Annotated in this window: 15 protein-coding genes and 2 tRNA genes; 12 read left to right on the forward strand and 5 right to left on the reverse strand. The window is 60.9% G+C overall.

Annotation, left to right across the window (positions count from 1 at the left end):
- Positions 1 to 94: 94 nt before the first annotated feature.
- The 3 genes from JKA62_RS07870 to JKA62_RS07880 all read left to right on the forward strand — a co-directional run bounded on the left by JKA62_RS07870 (position 95) and on the right by JKA62_RS07880 (position 4701).
- The gene (locus JKA62_RS07870; protein WP_011332186.1) at positions 95 to 1282 is read left to right on the forward strand and encodes an ATP phosphoribosyltransferase regulatory subunit; all 1188 of its coding nucleotides are present in this window, start codon (positions 95 to 97) and stop codon (positions 1280 to 1282) included.
- Between the two features lie 54 nt (positions 1283 to 1336).
- On the forward strand, positions 1337 to 2626 hold the full coding sequence (locus JKA62_RS07875; protein WP_011332187.1) for an adenylosuccinate synthase: 1290 nt from the start codon (positions 1337 to 1339) through the stop codon (positions 2624 to 2626).
- A gap of 140 nt (positions 2627 to 2766) precedes the next feature.
- On the forward strand, positions 2767 to 4701 hold the full coding sequence (locus JKA62_RS07880; protein ID WP_041475493.1) for a methyl-accepting chemotaxis protein: 1935 nt from the start codon (positions 2767 to 2769) through the stop codon (positions 4699 to 4701).
- A 41-nt stretch (positions 4702 to 4742) separates the two neighbouring features.
- Here the strand turns inward: JKA62_RS07880 and JKA62_RS07885 are convergent, their stop codons facing one another.
- The 4 genes from JKA62_RS07885 to JKA62_RS07900 all read right to left on the reverse strand — a co-directional run bounded on the left by JKA62_RS07885 (position 4743) and on the right by JKA62_RS07900 (position 7866).
- Positions 4743 to 6308: an ABC transporter permease gene (locus tag JKA62_RS07885; RefSeq protein ID WP_201817220.1), complete on the reverse strand. Its 1566-nt coding sequence runs from the start codon at positions 6306 to 6308 to the stop codon at positions 4743 to 4745.
- Positions 6308 to 7318, reverse strand: coding sequence for an extracellular solute-binding protein (locus JKA62_RS07890; RefSeq protein ID WP_201817222.1), 1011 nt, complete (start codon positions 7316 to 7318; stop codon positions 6308 to 6310). Before JKA62_RS07890 ends, JKA62_RS07885 begins: the two co-directional genes overlap by 1 nt.
- Positions 7319 to 7510: 192 nt before the next feature.
- Positions 7511 to 7597: transfer RNA gene (locus JKA62_RS07895), tRNA-Leu, on the reverse strand.
- A 182-nt stretch (positions 7598 to 7779) separates the two neighbouring features.
- Positions 7780 to 7866: transfer RNA gene (locus JKA62_RS07900), tRNA-Leu, on the reverse strand.
- Positions 7867 to 8091: 225 nt separating this feature from the next.
- Between JKA62_RS07900 and rnr the strand changes: the two genes are divergently transcribed.
- The 7 genes from rnr (at position 8092) to dnaB (ending at position 15391) form a co-directional block, all read left to right on the forward strand.
- On the forward strand, positions 8092 to 10722 hold the full coding sequence (rnr, locus tag JKA62_RS07905) for a ribonuclease R (protein ID WP_064379105.1): 2631 nt from the start codon (positions 8092 to 8094) through the stop codon (positions 10720 to 10722).
- On the forward strand, positions 10719 to 11486 hold the full coding sequence (gene rlmB, locus JKA62_RS07910) for a 23S rRNA (guanosine(2251)-2'-O)-methyltransferase RlmB (RefSeq protein WP_007950704.1): 768 nt from the start codon (positions 10719 to 10721) through the stop codon (positions 11484 to 11486). Before rnr ends, rlmB begins: the two co-directional genes overlap by 4 nt.
- A gap of 306 nt (positions 11487 to 11792) precedes the next feature.
- Complete coding sequence (gene rpsF / locus JKA62_RS07915) at positions 11793 to 12221, forward strand: 30S ribosomal protein S6 (protein ID WP_007950702.1); 429 nt, start codon at positions 11793 to 11795, stop codon at positions 12219 to 12221.
- Positions 12222 to 12249: 28 nt separating this feature from the next.
- Entirely contained in the window at positions 12250 to 12480 is a 231-nt protein-coding gene (rpsR, locus tag JKA62_RS07920; protein ID WP_002551829.1) for a 30S ribosomal protein S18, read from the forward strand.
- A 36-nt stretch (positions 12481 to 12516) separates the two neighbouring features.
- A complete protein-coding gene (locus JKA62_RS07925) occupies positions 12517 to 13407 on the forward strand; it encodes a hypothetical protein (protein WP_085611056.1) in 891 nt (296 codons plus the stop codon).
- 19 nt (positions 13408 to 13426) lie between these two features.
- The gene (rplI, locus tag JKA62_RS07930) at positions 13427 to 13873 is read left to right on the forward strand and encodes a 50S ribosomal protein L9 (protein ID WP_003186385.1); all 447 of its coding nucleotides are present in this window, start codon (positions 13427 to 13429) and stop codon (positions 13871 to 13873) included.
- Positions 13874 to 13993: 120 nt separating this feature from the next.
- A complete protein-coding gene (dnaB, locus tag JKA62_RS07935) occupies positions 13994 to 15391 on the forward strand; it encodes a replicative DNA helicase (RefSeq protein WP_011332193.1) in 1398 nt (465 codons plus the stop codon).
- Between the two features lie 9 nt (positions 15392 to 15400).
- Here the strand turns inward: dnaB and JKA62_RS07940 are convergent, their stop codons facing one another.
- Entirely contained in the window at positions 15401 to 17980 is a 2580-nt protein-coding gene (locus JKA62_RS07940; RefSeq protein ID WP_011332194.1) for a hypothetical protein, read from the reverse strand.
- Between the two features lie 157 nt (positions 17981 to 18137).
- Between JKA62_RS07940 and JKA62_RS07945 the strand changes: the two genes are divergently transcribed.
- Both JKA62_RS07945 and JKA62_RS07950 read left to right on the forward strand, forming a co-directional pair.
- The gene (locus JKA62_RS07945; RefSeq protein ID WP_201817224.1) at positions 18138 to 20441 is read left to right on the forward strand and encodes a YgiQ family radical SAM protein; all 2304 of its coding nucleotides are present in this window, start codon (positions 18138 to 18140) and stop codon (positions 20439 to 20441) included.
- 212 nt (positions 20442 to 20653) lie between these two features.
- Entirely contained in the window at positions 20654 to 23929 is a 3276-nt protein-coding gene (locus tag JKA62_RS07950; RefSeq protein ID WP_201817227.1) for a transglutaminase family protein, read from the forward strand.
- Positions 23930 to 23982 lie beyond the last annotated feature (53 nt).

Consider the following 23982-nt stretch of genomic DNA (forward strand, 5'->3'; position numbering starts at 1 on the left):
TTCATGCGCGTGCGTTTTGAACGGGCCGGTCATTTTCTGCTTCACTCAAGGCTCGCCCTCGGGCTGGCCGCCCGGATCTAAGGGGAATGGCGTAATGGCAACGGTAGACCGCTGGCTGCTGCCAGATGGCATCGAAGAAGTACTGCCACCGGAAGCGGCGCGCATTGAAGTCGCGCGTCGTCAGGTGTTGGATCTGTTCCAGAGCTGGGGTTACGAGTTCGTCGTGACTCCCCATATCGAGTACCTGGAATCCCTGCTGACCGGCGCGGGCCAGGACCTGGATCTGCGTACCTTCAAGGTCATCGACCCGCAATCGGGCCGGCAGATGGGTTTCCGTGCCGACATCACGCCGCAAGTGGCGCGCATCGATGCGCACACCCTGCGTCGCGAAGGCCCGAGCCGTCTTTGCTACGCCGGCAGCGTGCTGCATGCCCAGCCGCGTGCCTTGTCGTCCTCGCGCAGCCCGATCCAGTTGGGCGCCGAGTTGTACGGCGATGCCAGCCCGAGCAGCGACGTCGAAGTCATCAGCCTGATGCTGGCCATGCTGCAACTGGCCGATGTGCCGGACGTGCACATGGACCTCGGGCATGTCGGCATCTACCGCGGTCTGGCCCAGGCGGCCGGTCTGTCGGGTGAAGTCGAGCAGCAGTTGTTCGATGCGTTGCAACGCAAGGCCATCGACGAGGTCATTACCTTGACCGAAGGCCTGCCGGCCGATCTGTCCGGCATGTTACGCGCGCTGGTCGACCTGTGCGGCGGCCGTGAAGTACTGAGTGCTGCCCGCGAGCGTCTGGCCAATGCGCCGGCGCCAGTACTGGCGGCGCTGGAAGATTTGCTGGCGATCGCCGAGCGTCTGTCGGTGCGTTTCCCGGAGCTGCCGCTGTACTTCGACCTCGGCGAGCTGCGCGGTTATCACTACCACACCGGTGTGGTGTTCGCGGTGTTCGTGCCGGGTGTTGGCCAGTCCATCGCCCAGGGCGGTCGCTACGACGACATCGGCGCCGACTTCGGTCGCGCCCGTCCGGCCACCGGCTTCTCCACCGATTTGAAAACCCTGGTGACCCTGGGGCGTGCTGAGATCGAGCTACCGTCTGGCGGTATCTGGATGCCTGACAGTACGGATGCGGCACTCTGGCAGCAGGTTTGCCAGTTGCGCAGTGAGGGTCAGCGTGTCGTTCAGGCATTGCCTGGACAACCTTTGGCCGCCGCCCGTGATGCGGACTGCGACCGGCAATTGATCCAGCAGAACGGGCTTTGGCAAGTATCGCCACTGGCTTCTTGAGTTTTCCTGCCGGCTGACGCCGGCACCAAGTTTGCGCGAATGAGGACAAGTGTTATGGGTAAGAATGTCGTAGTCCTGGGCACCCAATGGGGTGATGAGGGCAAAGGCAAGATCGTTGATCTGCTGACCGAACATGCTGCCGCCGTAGTGCGCTACCAGGGTGGCCACAACGCCGGTCACACTCTGGTGATCGATGGTGAAAAAACCGTCTTGCACCTGATCCCGTCGGGCGTGCTGCGCGAAGGCGTGCAGTGCCTGATCGGCAACGGCGTGGTGGTTGCACCTGACGCCCTGCTGCGCGAGATCACCAAGCTGGAAGAGAAAGGCGTACCGGTGCGCGAGCGCCTGCGTATCAGCCCTTCCTGCCCGCTGATCCTGTCCTTCCACGTGGCGCTGGACCAGGCCCGTGAAAAGGCCCGCGGCGAGCTGAAGATCGGTACGACCGGTCGCGGCATCGGCCCGGCTTACGAAGACAAGGTTGCACGTCGCGGCCTGCGTGTTGGCGATCTGCTCAACATGCCGCGCTTTGAAGACAAGCTGCGTGAACTGGTGGACTACCACAACTTCATGCTGGTCGGTTACTACAAAGAGCCTGCCATCGAGTTCGAAAAGACGCTGGCCGAGTGCAAGGAATACGCCGAGCTGCTCAAGCCGCTGATGCTGGACGTGACTGCCGAGCTGCACGACCTGCGTCGCGCCGGCAAAGACATCATGTTCGAAGGCGCCCAGGGTTCGTTGCTCGACATCGACCACGGTACCTATCCGTACGTGACCAGCTCCAACACCACCGCGGGTGGCGTTGCTACCGGCTCGGGCGTGGGCCCGATGTTCCTGGACTACATCCTGGGCATCACCAAGGCTTACACCACTCGCGTAGGTTCGGGCCCATTCCCGACCGAGCTGTTCGACGAAGTCGGTGCGCACCTGGCCAAGCAAGGTCACGAGTTCGGCGCTACCACCGGCCGTGCCCGTCGTTGCGGCTGGTTCGACGCCGTTATCCTGCGTCGTGCTATCGATGTGAACAGCATCTCGGGCATCTGCCTGACCAAGCTGGACGTACTCGACGGCCTGGAAACCATCAACATCTGCACCGGCTACAAGGATGCGCAAGGCAACGCGGTTGCCCCGACTGACGCTGACAGCTACGTGGGCCTGCAGCCTGTGTACGAAGAAGTGCCGGGCTGGAGCGAATCGACCGTGGGCGCCAAGACTCTGGAAGAGCTGCCGGCCAACGCTCGCGCCTACATCAAGCGCGTTGAAGAGTTGATCGGCGCGCCGATCGACATTATTTCGACGGGCCCGGACCGCAACGAAACCATCGTGCTGCGTCATCCGTTCGCTTGATAAGTCGTTGATGTAAAAACACAAAGGCCCCTTCATCGGGGCCTTTGTCGTTTATGCCTGTTGGACGGCATGACCTTTGCTGTGATTCTGTCTACAAGAGTGCCATCAAATTAATGGCGTCAGAAGTAGAGGGATTCAAAGTGTCAGCCGTTCTCTCACTGTTACAAAGCCGTTTGTTGCGGCCTGTGTTCGTTACCCTTGGTATCGCCCTTTTGGTGCAGGTGCTGGTGGCCGTCGCCCTGACGCGGAGCACCGTCACCGCGCTGGAGGCCGATCTCGGCACTCGCCTGGGCGCCGACAGCCAGAAGTTGTCAGGTGAGCTGGAGCAGGCCGGGCGTGAAGTCACGTCGAGTCTCGACAACCTCTCCTCGAGTACCCGTCAGCGTCTTACCGCCGGTCTTTCCTCGCGTCTGAAGGAAGAGCAGGCGCAGCTGCGTGCGACGTTGGAAAAAGACCTGAAGGATTCAGCCAATGACATGGCCCAGTTGCTGGCCTCGGTGGCGCCCCGTGCCATGTGGGACAGCGACGTGCCGACCCTGTCCGAATTCGCCCGTCGGGCCCAGCGCAATCCCAACGTGCTGTTTGTGGTGTATGACGACGCCACCGGCCAGCATCTGACCCGCTACCTCAACCGCGAAAACCCGATCAACAAGGCCCTTTTGGAAAAAGGCCAGGGCGAGCGGGCGCTGGACAAGGTGCTGGATGCGGCGAAGAACGATCCGTCGGTCTACTACCTGGAAGCCTCGATCAACCCCAATGGCGTGGAGATCGGCAAGGTGTTGATGGGCGTCTCCACCGCTTCGGTTGAAACCGATCTGGCGGCGCTCGACCAGCGCTTCTCGGCGTTGATTGCCAGCAGCGATCAACTGGTCGGCGACAGTCTCAAAGGTGCTGCTGCCGACAGTGCCACCGCCATGCAGGCTCGCCTGCAATCGGCGCAGTCCACGGCTGCCGAGATGAAAGCCAACACCACCAGTACCGTGCAGGATGCTGCTGCAACGCTGCGTTGGCGCATCGGCATGGGCCTGGCGCTGGTCGGGGCTGGGGTGCTGTTGCTGCTGGCCGTGGTGCTCGGTCATCGGGTCGTCAATCGTCTGAAAATGCTGAATGCCGCCATGGATGATCTGGCAGCAGGCGAGGGCGATCTGACCAAGCGCGTGCAGATCAACAGCAAGGACGAGATCGGCGACATGGCGTCGGCGGTCAACCGCTTTGTGGACAAGTTGCAGCCGATCGTGCGCGAGGCCGGGGATGTGGCTCAGCGTACCGGTGTGGAAATCGGCGCCATGACCCTGCGCAACGCCGGTGCCGATGCGGCGGCCGGGATGCAGCGTGATGAAGTGGCCGAAAGTCTGCGGGCGCTGTCGCAAATGGCCGATGAAGCGCAATCGGAAAGCCATGCGATGCAGGCCGCGTTGAAGCAGGTGGTGGATATTCGCCAGGCCACCGACGAGAACACTCGCACCTCGGCCAAGGTCGGCAGCCTGATCGAGGCGCTGGCGGGGCAGGTCGATACCGGGGCGAAAGTCATCGAGCGGCTGGCGCAGCAGAGCGAGCAGATCGAGGTGGTGCTGACGGTGATTCACGGCATCGCCGAGCAGACCAACCTGCTGGCGCTCAACGCGGCCATTGAAGCGGCCCGTGCTGGTGAGACCGGTCGCGGGTTTGCGGTGGTGGCGGATGAGGTCCGGGCGCTGGCGAGCAAGACCCAAAGCTCCACCGGCGATATTCAGGCGCACATCGTGGCCTTGCAGCAGGGCGCCCGTGAAGCGGTCGAGGCAATCGGTCAGGCCGGGCGTCAGGCCAGCGAAGGCTTGCTGGTGCTGCGTGACAGTGCGCGTTTGCAGCAGTCGGTGCAGGCGTCGGTCGAGCAGGTGCATGCGGCGATTGGCCTGGCGACTCAGGCCGCGGCGCATCAGGCGCAAGGCGCGCAAGCTGTGCGTGGGCGCGTCGAGACGATTCATGCCCAGGCCGAGAAAGCCGCTCAGGCCGTGGTCGAGACCACGGCCAGCGGCAAGGTGCTGGATGGTCTGGCGGCGCAGCTCAAGGCCAGTCTGGGGCAGTTCCGGGCCTGATAGTCCGGGCAAAAAAAATCGCAGCCTCGGCTGCGATTTTTTTATCGGCTCAAATACATCCGGGTCGTCAGCAGATACACCGGCAATCCCGACACCACAATCAACAACGCCGCATAAGGCGCCGCCGCTGCGAACTCGACATTCGCGGTGTGTGCCCAGACTTCCGTCGCCAATGTGTTGAGCCCTGTGGGGCTCAGCAGCAACGTCGCCGTCAGTTCCTTCATGGCATCCAGAAATACCAGCGCAAACGCTGCGCCCAGTGCCGGGAAGATGATCGGTAGAGTCACCCGGCAGAACGCCGTGAACGAAGAGGCGCCGAGGGTGCGGGCGGCTTCTTCAAGTTGCGGTGCCGCCTTGTTCAGCGCCGTGCGGATCGGTGCCTGAGCCAGCGGCAGAAACAGCAGCGCATAGGCGATCAGCAACAGCGCGGAGGTCTGGTACAGCGCCGGCACGTAATGCAGGGCGAAATACACCAGCGTCAATGCGATCACCAATCCCGGCAGGGCGTGCAGCAGATAGGGCAGGCGCTCGGCCCAGATCGCCAGTTGGCCTTTGTAGCGCACTACCAGCAATCCGACCGGCACCGCCAGCACGAGGCACAATCCTGCGCCGCCCAGCGATAGAGCCAGCGATGACAGCAATGCTTCGGTGATTGCCGCCACCGGGAAGGCTGCTGACGATCCCACGGCAAGCCAGTAGGCCAGCATGCCCAGTGGGATCCCGCTGCCAACAATCGCCAGCATCAGGCAATACAACTGACCGGCGATCGCCCAAGGGCCCAGTCGCACTTGTTCAGCTCGACGCGCCGCACCCTGGCCGGTGCGTACGTGCCGGCCCTTGCCGCGCACGCGCAGCTCCAGCCACAACAGCATCAAGCACAGCGCCAGCAATACCGCCGACAGCATCGCCGCGTTGGCATTGCTGAATTCCAGTTCGAATTGCTGATAGATCGCGGTGGTAAAGGTTTGCAGGCCAATGATCGACAGTGCGCCGAATTCCACCAGCATGTGCAGCGCAATCAGCAGCGAACCGGCCAGCAGCGAAGGCCAGAGCAGTGGAAGGGTGACGCGGAAAAACACGCCCCAGCGATTCTGACCCAGCGTCCGTGCCGATTCTTCAAGGGAGGGATCAAGATTGCGCAGTGTGGCGGCCACCGGCAGAAAGATCAGCGGGTATTTCGACAGGCTCATCACAAGAATCGCCCCGCCGAGTCCTTCGAACTGCGCGCTGAGCGAAACCCAGGTGAAGCTGCTGACAAATGCCGGCACCGCGAACGGCAGGCAAAGAATCACGCCCCACAGCCGTCGGCCCGGCAGATTGCTGCGCTCCAACAGCCAGGCCAGCGACAGGCCGATCACACCGCAAGTCACGGTCACGCCAACCATCAGTGCCAGTGTGTTGCGCAGCAGGCCAAACACATACGGGCGCCACAGCAAATGCAGCGCTTCAGTCCAGCCCGCCTGCCAGGCTTTGAGCCCGACGTAGGCCAGCGGCAACAGGCTCATGACCACCAACAGCAACACCGGCAGCACCAGCCAGATCGACGGCCGCTTGCGCCGTGGTACGTAACCCTCGCGTGTAGCGGGGGCGGATAACGATGCGGTCATCAGTTCAGGCCAACTTCGCGTTCCAGTTCCAGCGCTTCCTCGGCGTTGCCCAGGTCGGCCGGCGTGACGTCCGGCGCTTCCAGTTCGCTGAACGGCTTGAGACCGCGATCCGATTTCATGCCTTTATGCAGCGGGTATTCGGCGGTGGTCTGGGTGATCACGCGCTGGCCTTCTTCGCTGGCCATGTAGGCGAGAAATTGCTGGGCTTCTTTTGGGTGTTTGCTGGATTTCAGCACGGCTGCGCTGGAAACGGTGATCAGGCCGCCAACGTCACCGCCGGTGAAGTAATGCAGTTTCGAATCAAGCTGGCCTTTTTCTCGTTGCAGGGCAAACCAGTAATAGTTGTTCACCAGCACCGTGGCGACTTCGCCGTTTTCCACAGCCTTGAGGGCGACCATGTTGTTGCTGTAGGTCTTGCCGAAGGCACGCAGACCAGTCAGCCATTCTTCGGCGGCTTCGCGGCCGTGTTTTTTGATGATGGCGACGGCCTGTTCCTGGAACGCGCCGCTGGTCGGTACGAAACCGACCTTGCCTTGCCACTGCGGGTCGGCGAAATCCAATACCGATTTCGGCAGGTCCTTTTCGTCGATCAGTTTCGGGTTGAAAGCCACCACGCGAACCCGGGCGGTGACGCCGATCCAGGTGCCGTTTCCGGCGACATATTCTTTCGGCAGAACGGCCAGGGTCGCGTCGTCAGCCTTGGCCAACAGACCTTGTTCGCCGAGGTTGTTCAGCGGTGGGGATTCTTCGGTGTAGATGACGTCGGCGGGGGAGCGGTCGCCTTCTTCGATGATCTGGCTGGCCAGCTGATTGCTGCTGCCCTTGCGCACGTTGACGTGAATGCCGGTCTTGGCTTCGAAGGCTTTGGCGATCGCGTCGCCGACTTCCTTGTGTTGACCGTTGTAGAGAGTCAGGGAAACCGCGTCGGCAGCCTGGGTGAGGGGGGTGGCGAGTGCCAGGCCGAGCAGGGTGAAGGTCAAGCCGCGGCGCAGGGTATTTCGAAACATCATTCGCAGGGTTCCTCACTGTCGCATTGCAAAAACTTGCAACAATGATAAACGATATTGTTTCTCAAGTGCGCTTTGCGAGGAGAGGTAGTGTTTGCCAGGTGTCGGCTCTCAAGCTTTTCCAAACCCCGGAAACGCAAAAAACCGCTTTCGCGGGTTTTTGTGAGATTCAAGATCGTGACCTTGAATTTGAATTGGTGCCCAGAAGAAGACTCGAACTTCCACGACCGTAAGGTCACCAGCACCTGAAGCTGGCGTGTCTACCAATTTCACCATCTGGGCTTCATCTTCAGCGTTGCCGCTGTTGATGTGGCGCACTATACGGAGCGCCTTTTGATCTGTAAACCCCTGATTTGATTTTAATAAATCAATTTCAGAAAAAGTCCGGGGCGCAGAATGCAAAAAACCCGCTTTCGCGGGTTTTTGTGTGAGTCTTGAAACTGATCTAGTCTCAAACTCGAAATTGGTGCCCAGGAGAAGACTCGAACTTCCACGACCGTAAGGTCACCAGCACCTGAAGCTGGCGTGTCTACCAATTTCACCACCTGGGCATCTCGTCAACGTGTGTACGTCGTCAATGGCGCGCACTATACGGAGCGCCTTTTTAACTGTAAACCCCTGTCAGCAAAAAAAATGATTTTTTTTACCGGCGGTGTTCAAAACGCCCTTCAGGCGACGATACAAGGCCCCAGACGTGCCTTATATAGTCGGAAATTTCCCGTTTGATGGCGCCTATGCCAAACTAACCCGCATATAGACAAGGTGAAAACTCTCTAATGGCCGATTGGCAGTCCCTCGATCCCGAGGCCGCTCGTGAAGCGGAAAAATATGAAAACCCTATTCCCAGCCGCGAACTGATCCTTCAGCACCTTGCTGATCGGGGTTCGCCTGCTGCCCGCGAGCAACTGGTCGAAGAGTTTGGTCTGACCACAGAAGACCAGATCGAAGCCCTGCGCCGCCGCCTGCGCGCCATGGAGCGCGATGCTCAACTGATCTATACCCGCCGTGGCACCTATGCGCCAGTGGACAAACTCGACCTGATCCTCGGTCGCATCAGCGGTCACCGCGACGGCTTCGGTTTCCTGGTGCCGGATGACGGCTCCGATGACCTGTTCATGAGCCCGGCGCAAATGCGTCTGGTGTTTGACGGCGACCGTGCTCTGGCCCGTGTTTCCGGCCTGGACCGTCGAGGTCGTCGCGAAGGCGTGATCGTCGAAGTGGTGTCCCGTGCCCACGAGAGCATCGTTGGCCGCTATTTCGAAGAAGGCGGTATCGGTTTCGTCGTTGCGGACAACCCGAAGATTCAGCAGGAAGTGCTGGTCACCCCGGGCCGCAACGCCAACGCCCAGATCGGTCAGTTCGTCGAGGTGAAAATCACCCACTGGCCGACCCCGCGCTTCCAGCCGCAAGGCGATGTGATTGAAGTCGTCGGCAACTACATGGCGCCGGGCATGGAAATCGATGTCGCCCTGCGCACCTACGACATTCCGCACGTTTGGCCTGAAGCCGTTCTGAAGGAAGCCGGCAAGCTCAAGCCGGAAGTCGAAGAGAAAGACAAAGAGAAGCGCGTCGACCTGCGCCATCTGCCGTTCGTCACCATCGACGGCGAAGATGCCCGCGATTTCGACGACGCGGTCTACTGCGAAGCCAAACCCGGCAAACTGCGCCTGTTCTCCGGCGGCTGGAAGTTGTACGTGGCGATTGCCGACGTTTCCAGCTACGTGAAGATCGGTTCGGCTCTGGACAACGAAGCCCAAGTGCGCGGCAACTCGGTGTACTTCCCCGAGCGTGTGGTGCCGATGCTGCCGGAGCAGCTCTCCAACGGCCTGTGCTCGCTGAATCCACATGTTGATCGTCTGGCCATGGTTTGCGAGATGACCATCTCCAAGTCCGGCGAAATGACCGACTACTGCTTCTATGAAGCGGTGATCCATTCCCACGCCCGTCTGACCTACAACAAGGTCAGCGCGATGCTGGAAACGCCGAAGGCTACCGAAGGTCGCAAGCTTCGCGGTGAATACACCGACGTTCTGCCGCACCTGAAGCAGCTCTACGCGCTTTACAAGGTTTTGCTGGCTGCCCGTCACGTGCGCGGCGCGATCGATTTCGAAACGCAGGAAACCCGGATCATCTTCGGCTCCGAGCGCAAGATTGCCGAGATCCGTCCGACCACCCGTAACGACGCGCACAAGCTGATCGAGGAATGCATGCTGGCGGCCAACGTGGCCACCGCCGAATTCCTGAAGAAGCACGAAATTCCTGCGCTGTACCGCGTCCACGACGGCCCGCCACCGGAGCGTCTGGAAAAACTGCGCGCGTTCCTCGGTGAACTCGGTCTGTCCCTGCACAAAGGCAAGGATGGTCCGTCGCCGAAGGACTATCAGGCCCTGTTGGCCAGCATCAAGGACCGTCCGGATTTCCACCTGATCCAGACCGTGATGCTGCGCTCCCTGAGTCAGGCGGTGTACAGCGCCCAGAACGAAGGCCACTTCGGCCTGAATTACGAAGCCTATACCCACTTCACCTCGCCGATCCGTCGTTACCCGGACCTGCTCACGCACCGGGCGATCCGCAGCGTGATCCATTCGAAACAGGACACCCCGCACGTTCGCCGTGCCGGTGCGATGACCATTCCGAAGGCGCGCATCTATCCGTACGACGAAGCAGCGCTGGAGCAACTCGGCGAGCAGTGCTCGATGAGCGAGCGCCGTGCCGACGAAGCGACCCGCGACGTAGTGAACTGGCTCAAGTGCGAGTTCATGAAGGACCGCGTGGGCGAATCGTTCCCGGGTGTGATCACTGCCGTGACCGGTTTCGGCCTGTTCGTCGAGCTGACCGATATCTATGTCGAAGGTCTGGTACACGTGACGGCGCTGCCGGGCGACTACTACCACTTCGACCCTGTGCATCACCGCCTGGCGGGCGAGCGCACCGGTCGCAGCTTCCGTCTTGGCGATACCGTTGAAGTGCGGGTCATGCGCGTCGATCTCGACGAGCGCAAGATCGACTTCGAGATGGCTGAAAAAACCATCAGCGCGCCGATCGGCCGCAAGAAGCGTGGCACCGAGACGACCGCTCCTGCAGCCAAGGTTGTGGAAGAAAAGGCTCCGGCAAAAACCGCCAGCCGTCGTCCGGCCAAGGAAAAGGCTGTCGAGGCTTATCGCCCAAGCGATGCCGTGGCGAAAAACGCCGAGCTGCGCAAAAGCCGTGAAATGAAGAAGGCCTTGCTGGCCGACGCCAAAAACGGTGGTAAAGCGGCGTCCGGGGGAAAGACCGGACGGTCGGCGCCTGACAAGGCCTCCGGCGGCAAGCCAGCCAAACCGAGCAAACACCGTAAAGGCCCGCCGAAAGCGGGTTCCGCTCCAGCCAAAAGTGGCGGGGCGCGTAAACCGAAGGCGAAGTCATGAGTCAGTTGGAAAAAATCTACGGCGTTCACGCGGTAGAAGCGTTGCTGCGTCACCACCCGAAACGCGTCAAACAGATCTGGCTGGCTGAAAGCCGCAACGATCCGCGGGTGCAGACGCTGATCGAGCTGGCAAACGAAAACCGGGTCCAGATCGGTCAGGCCGAGCGCCGTGAAATGGATGCCTGGGTCGAAGGCGTGCACCAGGGCGTGGTGGCGGACGTCAGTCCGAGCCAGGTCTGGGGCGAAGCGATGCTCGACGAGTTGCTCGATCGCACCGAAGGCGCGCCGTTGCTGTTGGTGCTAGACGGCGTGACCGACCCGCACAACCTCGGCGCCTGCCTGCGTTCGGCGGATGCTGCCGGTGCGCTGGCGGTCATCGTGCCGAAAGACAAGTCGGCCACTCTGACGCCCGTGGTGCGTAAAGTGGCTTGCGGCGCTGCGGAGGTGATTCCTCTGGTGGCGGTGACCAACCTTGCTCGCACATTGGAAAAACTCCAGCAGCGCGGGTTGTGGATTGTCGGCACGGCAGGTGAGGCCGAGGTCAGCATCTATGACCAGGACCTGACCGGCCCGACCATCCTGATCATGGGCGCCGAAGGCAAAGGCATGCGTCGCCTGACCCGCGAGCATTGCGATTACCTGGTGCATTTGCCGATGGCCGGTAGTGTCAGCAGTCTCAACGTCTCGGTTGCGACCGGCGTGTGCCTGTTCGAAGCCCAGCGCCAGCGCGGTGCCAAGGCCAAGGCGGCTGCCAAAAAAGCTTGAGCCTTACGCAGTCCAAAATGTGGGAGCGAGCCTGCTCGCGAAGCGGAGTTACATTCAGCATCATTGTTGGATGTTAAGCCGTCATCGCGAGCAGGCTCGCTCCCACAGTGTTTTCTGGTGTGGCAGAAAGTGTGACTGTTCAAATAATCACCAATTGCCTTGCACCTCTTCAGTCCCTTCTCTACAATTGCGCCCCTTGCTGTGACGGCAGGCATTCATGTGCCCCGCGCCAGCAAGTCCATAAGTGTCATTCACTCCTTGTCTGACCGTTTTTGAGCGGCAGGCTACAACCCGTAAGGAGCATTCATGCGTCATTACGAAATCATCTTTCTGGTCCACCCTGACCAGAGCGAGCAAGTCGGCGGCATGGTTGAGCGTTACACCAAGCTGATCGAAGAAGACGGCGGCAAAATCCACCGTCTGGAAGACTGGGGCCGTCGTCAACTGGCCTACGCAATCAACAATGTTCACAAGGCTCACTACGTGATGCTGAACGTTGAGTGCACCGGCAAGGCCCTGGCCGAGCTGGAAGACAACTTCCGCTACAACGATGCTGTGATCCGTAACCTGGTCATCCGTCGCGACGAAGCCGTTACCGGCCAGTCCGAGATGCTCAAGGCTGAAGAAAACCGCAGTGAGCGCCGTGAGCGTCGCGAACGTCCTGAGCACGATGGCAGCGCCGATGGCGATGACAGCGATAGCGACAGCGACAACAGCGATAACGCTGACGAGTAATCCACGGACCTTTTAAGGAGCCTATCAAATGGCACGTTTCTTCCGTCGTCGTAAATTCTGCCGCTTCACCGCTGAAGACGTGAAGGAGATCGACTACAAAGATCTCAACACTCTGAAAGCCTACGTATCCGAGACCGGCAAAATCGTTCCAAGCCGCATCACCGGTACCAAAGCTCGTTATCAGCGTCAGCTGGCCACCGCTATCAAGCGCGCCCGCTTCCTGGCCCTGCTGGCCTACACCGACAGCCACGGCCGCTGAGACCGGGCAGTCGACAAGTAGCAAAGGATTGAATGCATGCGTGCCTTAGCTGAGTTCATCATGCGCGGCCGTATGCAGGCCACTCTCGTAGTGGCCGGGTGTGCAACATTGCCGTTGTTGTATTGGTTGGGTGCTGCCGCCGGGAGCCTGGTGCTTCTGCGGCGCGGATTGGCCGACGCCCTGGGCGTCGTGTCACTGGGACTGCTGCCGGCATTGATCTGGTGGTTGTATGCCGATGACCCACGGGCACTTCTGGTGCTGCTGGGGTCTTCGGGGCTTGCGTTGGTGTTGCGCGCAAGCGAGTCTTGGGTCCGCACGCTGCTGGTCAGCGTAGCCATGGGGCTAGTGTTTTCAGTGGTGCTCGGGGCGGCGTTTGCGCCCCAGATCGAGATGCTGGCGCAGGCCTTGGTAAAGGTCATGCCCGCGCTTCTCGGTGATGCCTACCAACAATTGTCGGTAGACGAGCAGGCGCGTTTCGCGTCGCTGATCGCACCGGTCCTGACCGGCCTGATTGCGGCCTTGTTGCAGATCGTCAGCGTGCTGAGCCTGATTGTCGGGCGTTACTGGCAGGCGTTGTTGTACAACCCGGGTGGTTTTGGTCGCGAGTTTCGCGCCATCCGGATCCCGCTGGGACCGGCGATGTTGCTGCTGGCGTTAATGCTTCTGGGCCCGAATCTCGGTGCACAGATGGCCATGTTGACGCCGTTGTGCAGTGTACCGCTGGTGTTCGCCGGGCTGGCCCTGATTCACGGGCTGGTGGCGCAAAGGCGACTGGCCGGTTTCTGGCTGGTGGGGTTGTACGTAACGCTGTTGCTGTTCATGCAGCTGATCTATCCGTTGCTCGTGGTTCTGGCCATTGTCGACAGCCTGATTGATTTTCGCGGTCGGGTGTCGAAAGACACCGATAACGCGAACGGTGAAGGTTAAAAGTTAAGAGGATTTCCACATGCAACTGATCCTTCTGGAAAAAATCGCCAACCTGGGCAACCTGGGCGACAAAGTAAACGTTAAGGCTGGTTACGGCCGTAACTACCTGCTGCCTTTCGGCAAAGCCACCGCTGCGACCGCTGCCAACCTAGCTGCGTTCGAAGAGCGTCGCGCTGAGCTGGAAAAAGCCGCCGCAGACCGTAAAGCTTCGGCTGAAAGCCGTGCTGCCCAACTGGCCGAGCTGGAAGTGACCATCACTGCCACCGCTGGCGACGAAGGCAAGCTGTTCGGTTCGATCGGTACTCACGACATCGCTGACGCACTGACCGCCTCCGGCGTTGAAGTGGCGAAAAGCGAAGTTCGTCTGCCGAACGGCACCATCCGCAACGTGGGTGAATTCGACGTGGCCGTGCACCTGCACGCCGAAGTTGAAGCCACCGTACGCGTTGTCGTGGTAGCAGCTTAAGCAACACCCTGATCGACTGGCGGCTTGTCCGGCAGACGGTTAACATCGGGCACGATCCTGTTTACAGGTCGTGCCCTTTGTCTTTCTGCACTCCCTGCTTTTCCTGATTAAAAAGTGGCCATGAACGAAATCTCCGCTCCCGAGCAATACGATCTGCAAACCGCCGCGCTGAAGGTGCCGCCGCATTCCATCGAGGCCGAACAGGCCGTGCTCGGTGGTCTGATGCTGGACAACAACGCCTGGGAACGCGTGCTCGATCAAGTCTCCGACGGCGATTTCTACCGACATGACCACCGTCTGATTTTCCGTGCGATCGCCAAACTGGCCGATCAGAACCTGCCGATCGATGTCGTGACCCTTGCCGAGCAACTGGACAAGGAAGGTCAGACTTCGCAGGTCGGCGGCCTCGGTTACCTGGGTGAGCTGGCGAAAAACACGCCGTCCGTCGCCAACATCAAGGCCTATGCGCAGATCGTCCGCCAGCGCGCGACGTTGCGTCAGCTGATCGGTATCAGCACCGAAATTGCCGACAGCGCCTTCAATCCCGAAGGCCGCACCGCCGAGGAAATCCTCGACGAAGCCGAGCGGCAGATCTTCGCGATTGCCGAGGCCCGGCCAAAAACCGGCGGCCCGGTGGGTGTGAATGACCTGCTGACCAAGGCCATCGACCGCATCGACACCCTGTTCAACACTGCCGACTCGATCACCGGCCTGTCCACCGGCTACACCGACCTCGACGAGAAGACCAGCGGCCTGCAACCGGCCGACCTGATCATCGTCGCCGGCCGTCCGTCGATGGGTAAGACCACCTTCGCGATGAACCTGGTGGAAAACGCCGTGTTGCGCAGCGACAAAGTGGTGCTGGTGTACTCCCTCGAGATGCCAGGCGAATCGCTGATCATGCGTATGCTGTCGTCCCTCGGCCGTATCGACCAGACCAAGGTACGTTCCGGCCAGTTGGAAGACGACGACTGGCCGCGTCTGACCTCGGCGGTCAATCTGCTCAACGACCGCAAGCTGTTCATCGATGACACCGCCGGCATCAGTCCGTCGGAGATGCGTGCCCGGACCCGGCGGCTGGTGCGCGAGCACGGCGACATCGGCCTGATCATGATCGACTACCTGCAGCTGATGCAGATCCCGGGTTCCAGCGGCGACAACCGGACCAACGAGATTTCCGAGATCTCCCGATCCCTGAAAGCCCTGGCCAAGGAATTCAACTGCCCGGTGGTCGCCCTGTCGCAGCTCAACCGCTCCCTGGAACAGCGTCCCAACAAGCGCCCGGTGAACTCCGACTTGCGGGAATCCGGAGCGATCGAGCAGGACGCCGACGTGATCATGTTCGTGTACCGGGATGAGGTGTATCACCCGGAAACCGAACACAAGGGCATCGCCGAAATCATCATCGGCAAACAGCGGAACGGTCCGATCGGCTTCATTCGCCTGGCTTTCATCGGCAAATACACACGTTTCGAAAACCTCGCGCCGGGCAGTTACAACTTCGACGACGACGAGTAACGCAATTGATCACGTCAGCTGATCAAACAGTTTCTGGGCAACCCTGGGGCTGATGAACTCCCGCCATATCCGTTGGTGGGGCCGACCAGCCTGTTCTTCGCGCTGTTGAAACGAGCTGCCGAGCCTGCGCTGTTCAAGGGTTTTCAGGTGTGCGCCCTTGACGGTGTAATCCAGCGCAGCGCGGTCCTGCCTGTCGTAGTGAAAGTGGGCCTCCCACAAGGGCGTGTTATCCGAGCGGTCGATGATCGAGTAAACGTCCAGGAATGACTTGTCTTTACCCTTGCCCAGTTGCTTGCGCTCCACCGTTTTGACCACCTTGAGTTGAGCATGCTCAAGCAGGAAGTTCAGGCGCGGGACGTCCAGCACATCCTTGTTTTTGTACATCCGTATCAAAATATCCTGGCCTTTGGCGCCCATTGAGTCGGCGGCAGCTTTCAGTCGGCTGATCAAGTGGGAGGTTTCAGCGCCTGCTGCCGTTTGCCCGAGGAGCTCGAGGTGTTTCGCCAGACCTGCGAGTCGATCCGTCTCGGCACCCAGATATTCGACAATGGTGGTCGGGTTGTCCTTTCGGCTTTCCATCAATCGAGCCTGGGCCAGGTACGCCTCCACGTTACCAAGGCGCGCCAGCGCTTCGCTGACCAGCTGAGGTCTGGAGGTCGGGGCCGGGGCGGAACGTACGGGCTGCCACTCACCTTCTTTCATTTCGTAGCGTTGAGGGGGATCGTTCGGTTTGAACAGGTCGGGAACGCTGAGGGTGATGCGGCCGTCGGCAGCGGTGTCCGGCACGCCGACCAGCACACGGTAAGTGCCATTTTGACGGGTTCGGAACAACTTTCGCGGCGCCGCGTCTCCGGCGGCTCCGGTAACTTGTCCAGGGAGGAAGTCGAAATCGATTTCCTGATCGTAGCCGGGCAGTTCTTGGTTGTTGTCAATCCGGTCAAAGATATCGTTCAGCCGGGTTTCGATTTTCGATTCAAAGGCATCGAGCAGGGTCAGTGCCTTCCTGACGTACTCTGCCTTGGCCGGCGTTGTCGACGCGAGCAATGCCTCCAGGCCTGCTTTGTCGCTTTTGATGTTTTCGATCGTCAATTGCAATGCAAGAGGTTCGGAGTACCCGAAGACTTCGTTCAGATCCTGCTTGAGCAAGTGCATGGCCATGGCACTGCGCATGCCGTGATCCTGCGGATTCTGCGGATCGTCGGAGATCAGGCGCAGGCAAATGTTGTATTGGCTGGATTGGATCTGATCCACCGTGGGCACTTTGCGATTCATCTCCTCCAGAACCGCCAGGGCGCTGCGGTCAGCCTTCTGAATCTGATCCATCACGGTCTGACGCTCGTCCATGATCTTCAGCTTTTTGTCGAGGTGGACGAGGTTGCGCTTGAGCGACTCGACGGTGATTGCATGCAGGGTTGGCAGAGCTCTGCGGTCCATGACTGCAAGCAGTTTGTTGAAGTAGTCGATTCTGTTGATCTGCTGAGCATGAAGCTCGGCTTTATAGAGTCCGCCTGCCTTGAGCAATATCAGCCAGTCCCGGTTGTCGATGAGTGACTTGACGTAATCGGCCTGCATTCTTGTGTGCTTGATCACATGCACTTCGATCTCGATCAGCGCGGCCTTTTCGGCGTCACTGCCCTCAGGCAAGGGTTGGGCACGGCGCCAGAGTTCGCCATAGCGCGTGTTGGAAGCGGTCAGGGCATCGAAGGCATTCCTGATGGGCTCATGCCGTTGGAGCAGATAGGTTTTGTTGTGCTGAGCGATTGCACTGCGACGCATGCCTCCCTTGAGCCCATGCAGACTGGGAACCCAAAAACCTTCGGCAGTGCGAGTGATGGCCAGGGTGGAGCCGGCCCGACTGGCGCGGTAGGTGTTTTCGCTGTCGGAGGCGACCGGATCCTTCGACGCGACGATGCGCCAGACGGTGTGCGCGGGAGAGGAGGCGTCAACGTCGCGCATCACCTGATAGGCGCGGCTTTCAATGACCACGTAGCGCTTGCCTTCGAAGTTGTGCAGCCCCTCGCTGTCCGGCGCGATGCCAGAGAAATCCAGGCCTGTCCGGAATGCGTCCAGTCGACTGGAAGTCAGTGCAAGGGGCCCGGCTTGGAACTCATCCAGTGGATACCAGCGTTTGCTCTGGGGATCCTGCAAGAGAACAGGGCCCGAGGGGTTCAACTCATTGCTGAGTCTGATGCGGTAGATGCGGCTTTCAGGGTCCAGGCCAACTTGCACAATGCTGCCATCGTACGCTTCGACGAACAGTCGCCCCTTGAAGGTTCTGAAACCCTGTGTGTCGGCCTCCGGCAGTCGGACACCGGAAGGAATGCCATAGGTTTCGAGCCTGAGTCTTCTCGGTGAAGCCGTCGGGTTTGAGAGGCTTTCGGCGAATGTCACGGACGGTGCGGGAGAGATCGTGTCCGGGCCGTCGATTGCCGGGAGGCTGGCGTGTGCGGGACGCGGCGTGAACAGGCGGGTGTCCGCAGGAACCGGAGGCGAAGTGGAGTGCTCCGGAAAATGTCCGGTCACAGGTCTCGAAGGCGGATTGTGCACTTCGACGGTCGTGACGCCTATGGAGGGTGGTTTTGCAGGCATGCGTATTCATCCTTGAATAAGTGAACCCGTTTGTTGAACAGAGAGCGTGGCGGCGGGCGGTGCGACGAGAAACCGACCACAGTCGTCGGAATTGGTCAAAATTTGTGCTATATTCCGCGCCCGCGAAATTCAATGAAAGCCAACACCGGTCATCGACATGCAAGCAGCCAAGCCGTTATTTGACTATCCAAAATATTGGGCCGAATGTTTCGGGCCAGCGCCGTTCCTGCCGATGAGCAGGGAGGAGATGGATCAGCTTGGCTGGGATTCCTGCGACATCATCATTGTCACGGGTGATGCCTACGTCGATCACCCGTCGTTCGGCATGGCGATCATCGGCCGGCTGCTGGAGTCGCAAGGCTTCCGCGTCGGGATCATCGCGCAGCCGAACTGGCAGTCCAAAGACGACTTCATGAAGCTCGGCGAGCCGAACCTGTTCTTCGGCGTCGCGGCCGGCAACATGGACTCGATGATCAACCGCTACACCGCGGACAAGAAAATCCGTTCCGACGACGCCTACACCCCGGGCGGCATGGCCGGCAAACGTCCGGACCGCGCGAGCCTGGTTTACAGCCAGCGCTGCAAGGAAGCCTACAAGCACGTGCCGATCGTGCTCGGCGGCATCGAAGCCTCCCTGCGCCGCATCGCCCACTACGACTACTGGCAGGATCGCGTGCGCAACTCGATCCTGATCGACGCCAGCGCCGACATCCTGCTGTACGGCAACGCCGAGCGGGCGATTGTCGAAGTCGCCCAGCGTCTGTCCTACGGTCACAAGATCGAAGAAATCACCGATGTACGCGGCACCGCGTTCATCCGTCGCGACACGCCGGCGGGCTGGTACGAAGTCGATTCCACGCGCATCGACCGTCCGGGCAAGATCGACAAGATCATCAACCCGTATGTGAACACCCAGGACACTCAGGCTTGCGCGATCGAGCAGGAGAAAGGCCCGGTTGAAGATCCGGAAGAAGCCAAGGTCGTACAGATCCTGGCCAGCCCGAAAATGACCCGCGACAAGACCGTGATCCGCCTGCCGTCGATGGAAAAGGTGCGTAACGACCCGGTTCTGTACGCTCACGCCAATCGCGTGCTGCACCTGGAAACCAACCCGGGCAATGCCCGTGCGCTGGTGCAGAAGCATGGCGAGGTCGACGTCTGGTTCAACCCGCCGCCGATTCCGATGACCACCGAAGAAATGGACTACGTGTTCGGCATGCCTTACGCACGTGTTCCGCACCCTGCGTACGGCAAGGAAAAAATCCCGGCCTACGACATGATCCGCTTCTCGGTGAACATCATGCGTGGCTGCTTCGGTGGCTGCACCTTCTGCTCGATCACCGAGCACGAAGGCCGGATCATCCAGAACCGTTCCGAAGAGTCGATCATTCGCGAAATCGAAGAGATCCGCGACAAGGTGCCGGGCTTCACCGGCGTCATCTCCGACCTCGGCGGCCCGACCGCGAACATGTACCGCATCGCCTGCAAGAGCCCGGAAATCGAATCCGCGTGCCGCAAGCCGTCCTGCGTGTTCCCGGGCATCTGCCCGAACCTGAACACCGACCACTCGTCGCTGATTCAGCTGTACCGCAGCGCCCGTGCGTTACCGGGTGTGAAGAAGATCCTGATCGCCTCCGGCCTGCGTTACGACCTTGCGGTCGAGTCGCCGGAGTACGTTAAGGAGCTGGTGACCCACCACGTCGGCGGTTACCTGAAGATCGCCCCGGAACACACCGAGGAAGGTCCGCTCAACCAGATGATGAAACCGGGGATCGGCACCTACGATCGCTTCAAGCGCATGTTCGAGAAGTACACCAAGGAGGCGGGGAAAGAGCAGTACCTGATTCCGTACTTCATTGCCGCGCACCCGGGCACCACCGACGAAGACATGATGAACTTGGCCCTGTGGCTCAAGGGTAACGGCTTCCGTGCCGACCAGGTCCAGGCGTTCTATCCGTCGCCGATGGCTACCGCCACCGCGATGTACCACTCGGGCAAGAACCCGCTGCGCAAGGTCACCTACAAGAGCGACGGCGTGACCATCGTCAAGAGCGAGGAGCAGCGCCGTCTGCACAAGGCGTTCCTGCGTTATCACGACCCGAAAGGCTGGCCGATGCTGCGTGAAGCGCTGACCCGCATGGGCCGCGCCGACCTGATCGGGCCGGGCAAGCACCAGTTGATCCCGCTGCACCAGCCGGCCACCGACAGCTACCAGAGTGCCCGTCGCAAGAACTCGACCCCGGCCGGCAGCCACAAGGTCGCGAAAGAGAAGACCACCAAGATCCTCACCCAGCACACCGGTCTGCCTCCACGCGCCAGCGACGGCGGCAATCCTTGGGACAAGCGTGAACAGGCCAAGGCCGCGGCATTCGCCCGTAACCAGCAGGCCGCCAAGGAGCGCAAGGAAGCCGCGAAAGGCAAAGGGCCGAAACCGGCACGCAAGCCGGTCGTACCGCGCTGAAACACACTTGAGCTAAAACAGAACGCCAACCTTCGGGTTGGCGTTTTGCGTTGTGCCTCGCAACATTTGCGTGCAACTGTGCCAAAGCATTTCACCGCATCGCCCGATTTTGGTGCTGTACTGCCCTAAGCATTCCGGGAAAGCGCCCAAGCCTCTGCATGGCATAAGTCTTGCGCGCTTTCGAATACGCTTGGGCTCGCAGGAGGCACGCCGTGTCGATTCATGTCGCATTGCATCACGTCACGCATTACCGCTACGACCGCGCTGTCGAACTCGGCCCGCAGATCGTGCGTCTGCGCCCGGCTGCTCACAGCCGCACGCGGATTCTGTCCTATTCGCTGAAAGTCTCGCCCGAGCAGCACTTCATCAACTGGCAGCAGGACCCCCAGGGCAACTACCTCGCACGGTTGGTGTTCCCCGAGAAAACCGCCGAACTGCGGATCGAGGTCGATCTGCTGGCCGAAATGGCGGTGTTCAACCCGTTCGACTTCTTCCTCGAGCCCTACGCCGAGAAAATCCCCTTCGCCTACGCCGCCGACGAACGCAAGGAGCTGGCGCCGTACCTCGAAACCCTGCCGCTGACGCCTAAATTCAAGGCCTATCTGGATGCCATCGACCGCACGCCGTTGCCGGCCGTGGATTTCCTGGTGGCGCTCAATCAGCGTCTGAGCGAAGACATCAATTACCTGATCCGCATGGAACCGGGTGTGCAAACCCCGGAGCATACCCTCGAACACGCCTCCGGCTCCTGCCGGGATTCGGCGTGGCTGCTGGTGCAACTGCTGCGAAACCTCGGGCTGGCGGCGCGTTTCGTCTCCGGTTACCTGATTCAACTGACCGCCGACGTGAAAAGCCTCGACGGCCCGTCCGGCACCGAAGTGGACTTCACCGACCTGCACGCGTGGTGCGAGGTGTATCTGCCCGGCGCCGGCTGGATCGGCCTTGATGCGACGTCGGGGCTGTTCGCCGGTGAAGGGCATATCCCGCTGGCCTGCAGTCCCGATCCGTCCTCGGCGGCGCCGATCAGTGGTCTGGTGGAGCCTTGCGAGTGTGAATTCAGCCACGAAATGTCCGTGGAGCGGATCTGGGAAGCACCCCGGGTCACCAAGCCCTACACCGATGAGCAATGGCTGGCGATCCAGTCGCTGGGCCGGCAGATCGATGCCGACCTGCTGGAAGGCGATGTGCGCCTGACCATGGGCGGCGAACCGACCTTCGTGTCCATCGACGACCCGGATGGCGCCGAGTGGAACACCGCCGCGCTGGGCCCGGACAAGCGTCGGCTCTCCGCCGAACTGTTCCAGCGCCTGCGCAAACATTACGCGCCCAAGGGGTTGGTGCATTTCGGTCAGGGCAAGTGGTATCCGGGCGAGCAACTGCCGCGCTGGTCGCTGAATTGCTACTGGCGCCGCGACGGCGTGCCGATCTGGCATAACAATGCACTGATCGCCGATGAGCAGCAGGATTACGGCGCCACGGGTGAACTGGCCGGGCGCTTTCTGGCGAGTGTCGCCGAACGCCTGAAACTGCCGACACGCTTCGTTTTCCCGGCCTACGAAGACAATTTCTATTACCTCTGGCGCGAGGGCGCCTTGCCGAGCAACGTCAGCGCCGAAGACTCGCGTCTGGAGGAGCCGCTGGAACGTGCGCGACTGCGCAAGGTGTTCAGTCAGGGGCTGGACAAGGTCATCGGCCAGGTGCTGCCGCTGGCGCGCACCGCCAAGGGCGATCAGTGGCAGAGCGGGCGCTGGTACCTGCGCGATGAGCATTGCCGGTTGGTGCCGGGGGATTCACCGCTGGGCTATCGCCTGCCGTTGGGTTCACAGCCCTGGGTGAAGGCGGCGGAGTACCCGTTCATTCATCCGAACGACCCGAATCAGGATTTCCCCGAGCTGCCCGAAACAGCGCAGCTTAACCAACACGGTGAGCCGGCTCCGGCGTACGATCGTGTGCCGAAAATCGACGAGTCCGCCGACTGGCTGACCCGCACCGCCTTGTGCGCCGAGGCCCGAGAGGGCCGGTTGTACCTGTTCATGCCGCCACTGGAGCGGGTCGAGGATTATCTGGAGCTGGTGGCCGCCATCGAAGCCACCGCCGAGGAGCTGCATTGTCCGGTATTGCTGGAAGGCTACGAGCCGCCGAGCGATCCGCGCCTGAGCAATTTCCGCATCACCCCGGATCCCGGCGTGATCGAGGTCAACGTGCAGCCGTCGGCGACCTGGGACGAGCTGGTCGAGCGCACCGAATTTCTGTACGAAGAGGCGCGCCAGACCCGACTGTCCACCGAGAAATTCATGGTCGACGGGCGACATACCGGAACCGGCGGCGGCAACCATTTCGTCCTCGGCGGCGCGACACCGGGCGATTCACCGTTTCTGCGCCGCCCGGACCTGCTGCGTAGCCTGATCAGCTACTGGCACAACCATCCTTCGCTGTCCTACCTGTTTTCCGGTCTGTTCATCGGCCCGACCTCTCAGGCGCCGCGAGTCGATGAAGCGCGCAACGATGCGTTGTATGAGCTGGAAATCGCTTTCGCGCAGATGCCGGCGCCGGGAGAAGAGTGCGCCCCATGGCTGGTGGATCGGCTGTTGCGCAATCTGCTGATCGACGTTACCGGCAACACCCATCGCGCCGAGTTCTGCATCGACAAGCTGTATTCACCGGATGGCGCCACCGGGCGCCTCGGGTTGCTGGAGTTGCGTGGTTTCGAGATGCCACCCCATGCGCGCATGAGCCTGGCGCAGCAGCTGTTGTTGCGAGCGCTGGTGGCGCGGTTCTGGCGCGAGCCCTATGCGCCGCCGAAACTGGCGCGCTGGGGTACGGAGCTGCACGACCGCTTCATGCTGCCGCACTTCATCGAGCAGGACTTCGCCGACGTCATCGTTGAGCTCAACAGTGCCGGTTATCCGCTGCGTGCCGAATGGTTTGCGGCTCATCTGGAATTCCGCTTTCCCAAAGTCGGCGATTACGCCGTCAACGGCATCGAGCTGGAATTGCGTCAGGCTCTCGAACCCTGGCATGTGCTGGGCGAGGAGGGCGCAGCGGGCGGTACGGTGCGCTACGTCGACTCATCGCTGGAGCGCTTGCAGGTCAAACTCACGGGGCTGCCGCCGCAGCGCTATCTGCTGACCTGCAATGGCATCCCGGTGCCGCTGCAACCGACCGGACGGGTTGGCGAGTTTGTCGCGGGTGTGCGTTTCCGCGCGTGGCAACCGGCCAATTGCCTGCAACCGACGATCCCGGTGCATGCGCCGCTGGTGTTCGACCTGCTCGACACCTGGATGCAACGTTCGCTGGGCGGTTGCCAGTACCACGTCGCCCATCCCGGCGGGCGCAATTACGAAACGCTGCCGGTCAACGCCAACGAAGCGGAGAGCCGGCGCATGGCGCGTTTCTTCCGCATCGGACATACGCCGGGGAAGCTTCCGATACCGAACCTGACAATCTCCGACGAGCTGCCGATGACACTCGATTTACGACGTTTCTAAGTCGTACGCGACGCCCGGATTTTTCGTATATCCGGGCGTCATGTGCCTGCGTT

Source organism: Pseudomonas sp. B7 (assembly GCF_016735645.1).
GTDB classification, from domain to species: Bacteria; Pseudomonadota; Gammaproteobacteria; order Pseudomonadales; family Pseudomonadaceae; genus Aquipseudomonas; species Aquipseudomonas glycinae.

Bases quoted from the DNA above. Each gene is read 5' to 3' on its own strand.
- JKA62_RS07890 (WP_201817222.1), bottom strand. From the start codon at position 7,318: ATGATGTTTCGAAATACCCTGCGCCGCGGCTTGACCTTCACCCTGCTC.
- JKA62_RS07885 (WP_201817220.1), bottom strand. From the start codon at position 6,308: ATGACCGCATCGTTATCCGCCCCCGCTACACGCGAGGGTTACGTACCA.
- rpsR (WP_002551829.1), top strand. From the start codon at position 12,250: ATGGCACGTTTCTTCCGTCGTCGTAAATTCTGCCGCTTCACCGCTGAA.
- JKA62_RS07940 (WP_011332194.1), bottom strand. From the start codon at position 17,980: ATGCCTGCAAAACCACCCTCCATAGGCGTCACGACCGTCGAAGTGCAC.
- dnaB (WP_011332193.1), top strand. From the start codon at position 13,994: ATGAACGAAATCTCCGCTCCCGAGCAATACGATCTGCAAACCGCCGCG.
- rplI (WP_003186385.1), top strand. From the start codon at position 13,427: ATGCAACTGATCCTTCTGGAAAAAATCGCCAACCTGGGCAACCTGGGC.
- JKA62_RS07870 (WP_011332186.1), top strand. From the start codon at position 95: ATGGCAACGGTAGACCGCTGGCTGCTGCCAGATGGCATCGAAGAAGTA.
- JKA62_RS07925 (WP_085611056.1), top strand. From the start codon at position 12,517: ATGCGTGCCTTAGCTGAGTTCATCATGCGCGGCCGTATGCAGGCCACT.
- rlmB (WP_007950704.1), top strand. From the start codon at position 10,719: ATGAGTCAGTTGGAAAAAATCTACGGCGTTCACGCGGTAGAAGCGTTG.
- rpsF (WP_007950702.1), top strand. From the start codon at position 11,793: ATGCGTCATTACGAAATCATCTTTCTGGTCCACCCTGACCAGAGCGAG.
- JKA62_RS07945 (WP_201817224.1), top strand. From the start codon at position 18,138: ATGCAAGCAGCCAAGCCGTTATTTGACTATCCAAAATATTGGGCCGAA.
- JKA62_RS07875 (WP_011332187.1), top strand. From the start codon at position 1,337: ATGGGTAAGAATGTCGTAGTCCTGGGCACCCAATGGGGTGATGAGGGC.
- rnr (WP_064379105.1), top strand. From the start codon at position 8,092: ATGGCCGATTGGCAGTCCCTCGATCCCGAGGCCGCTCGTGAAGCGGAA.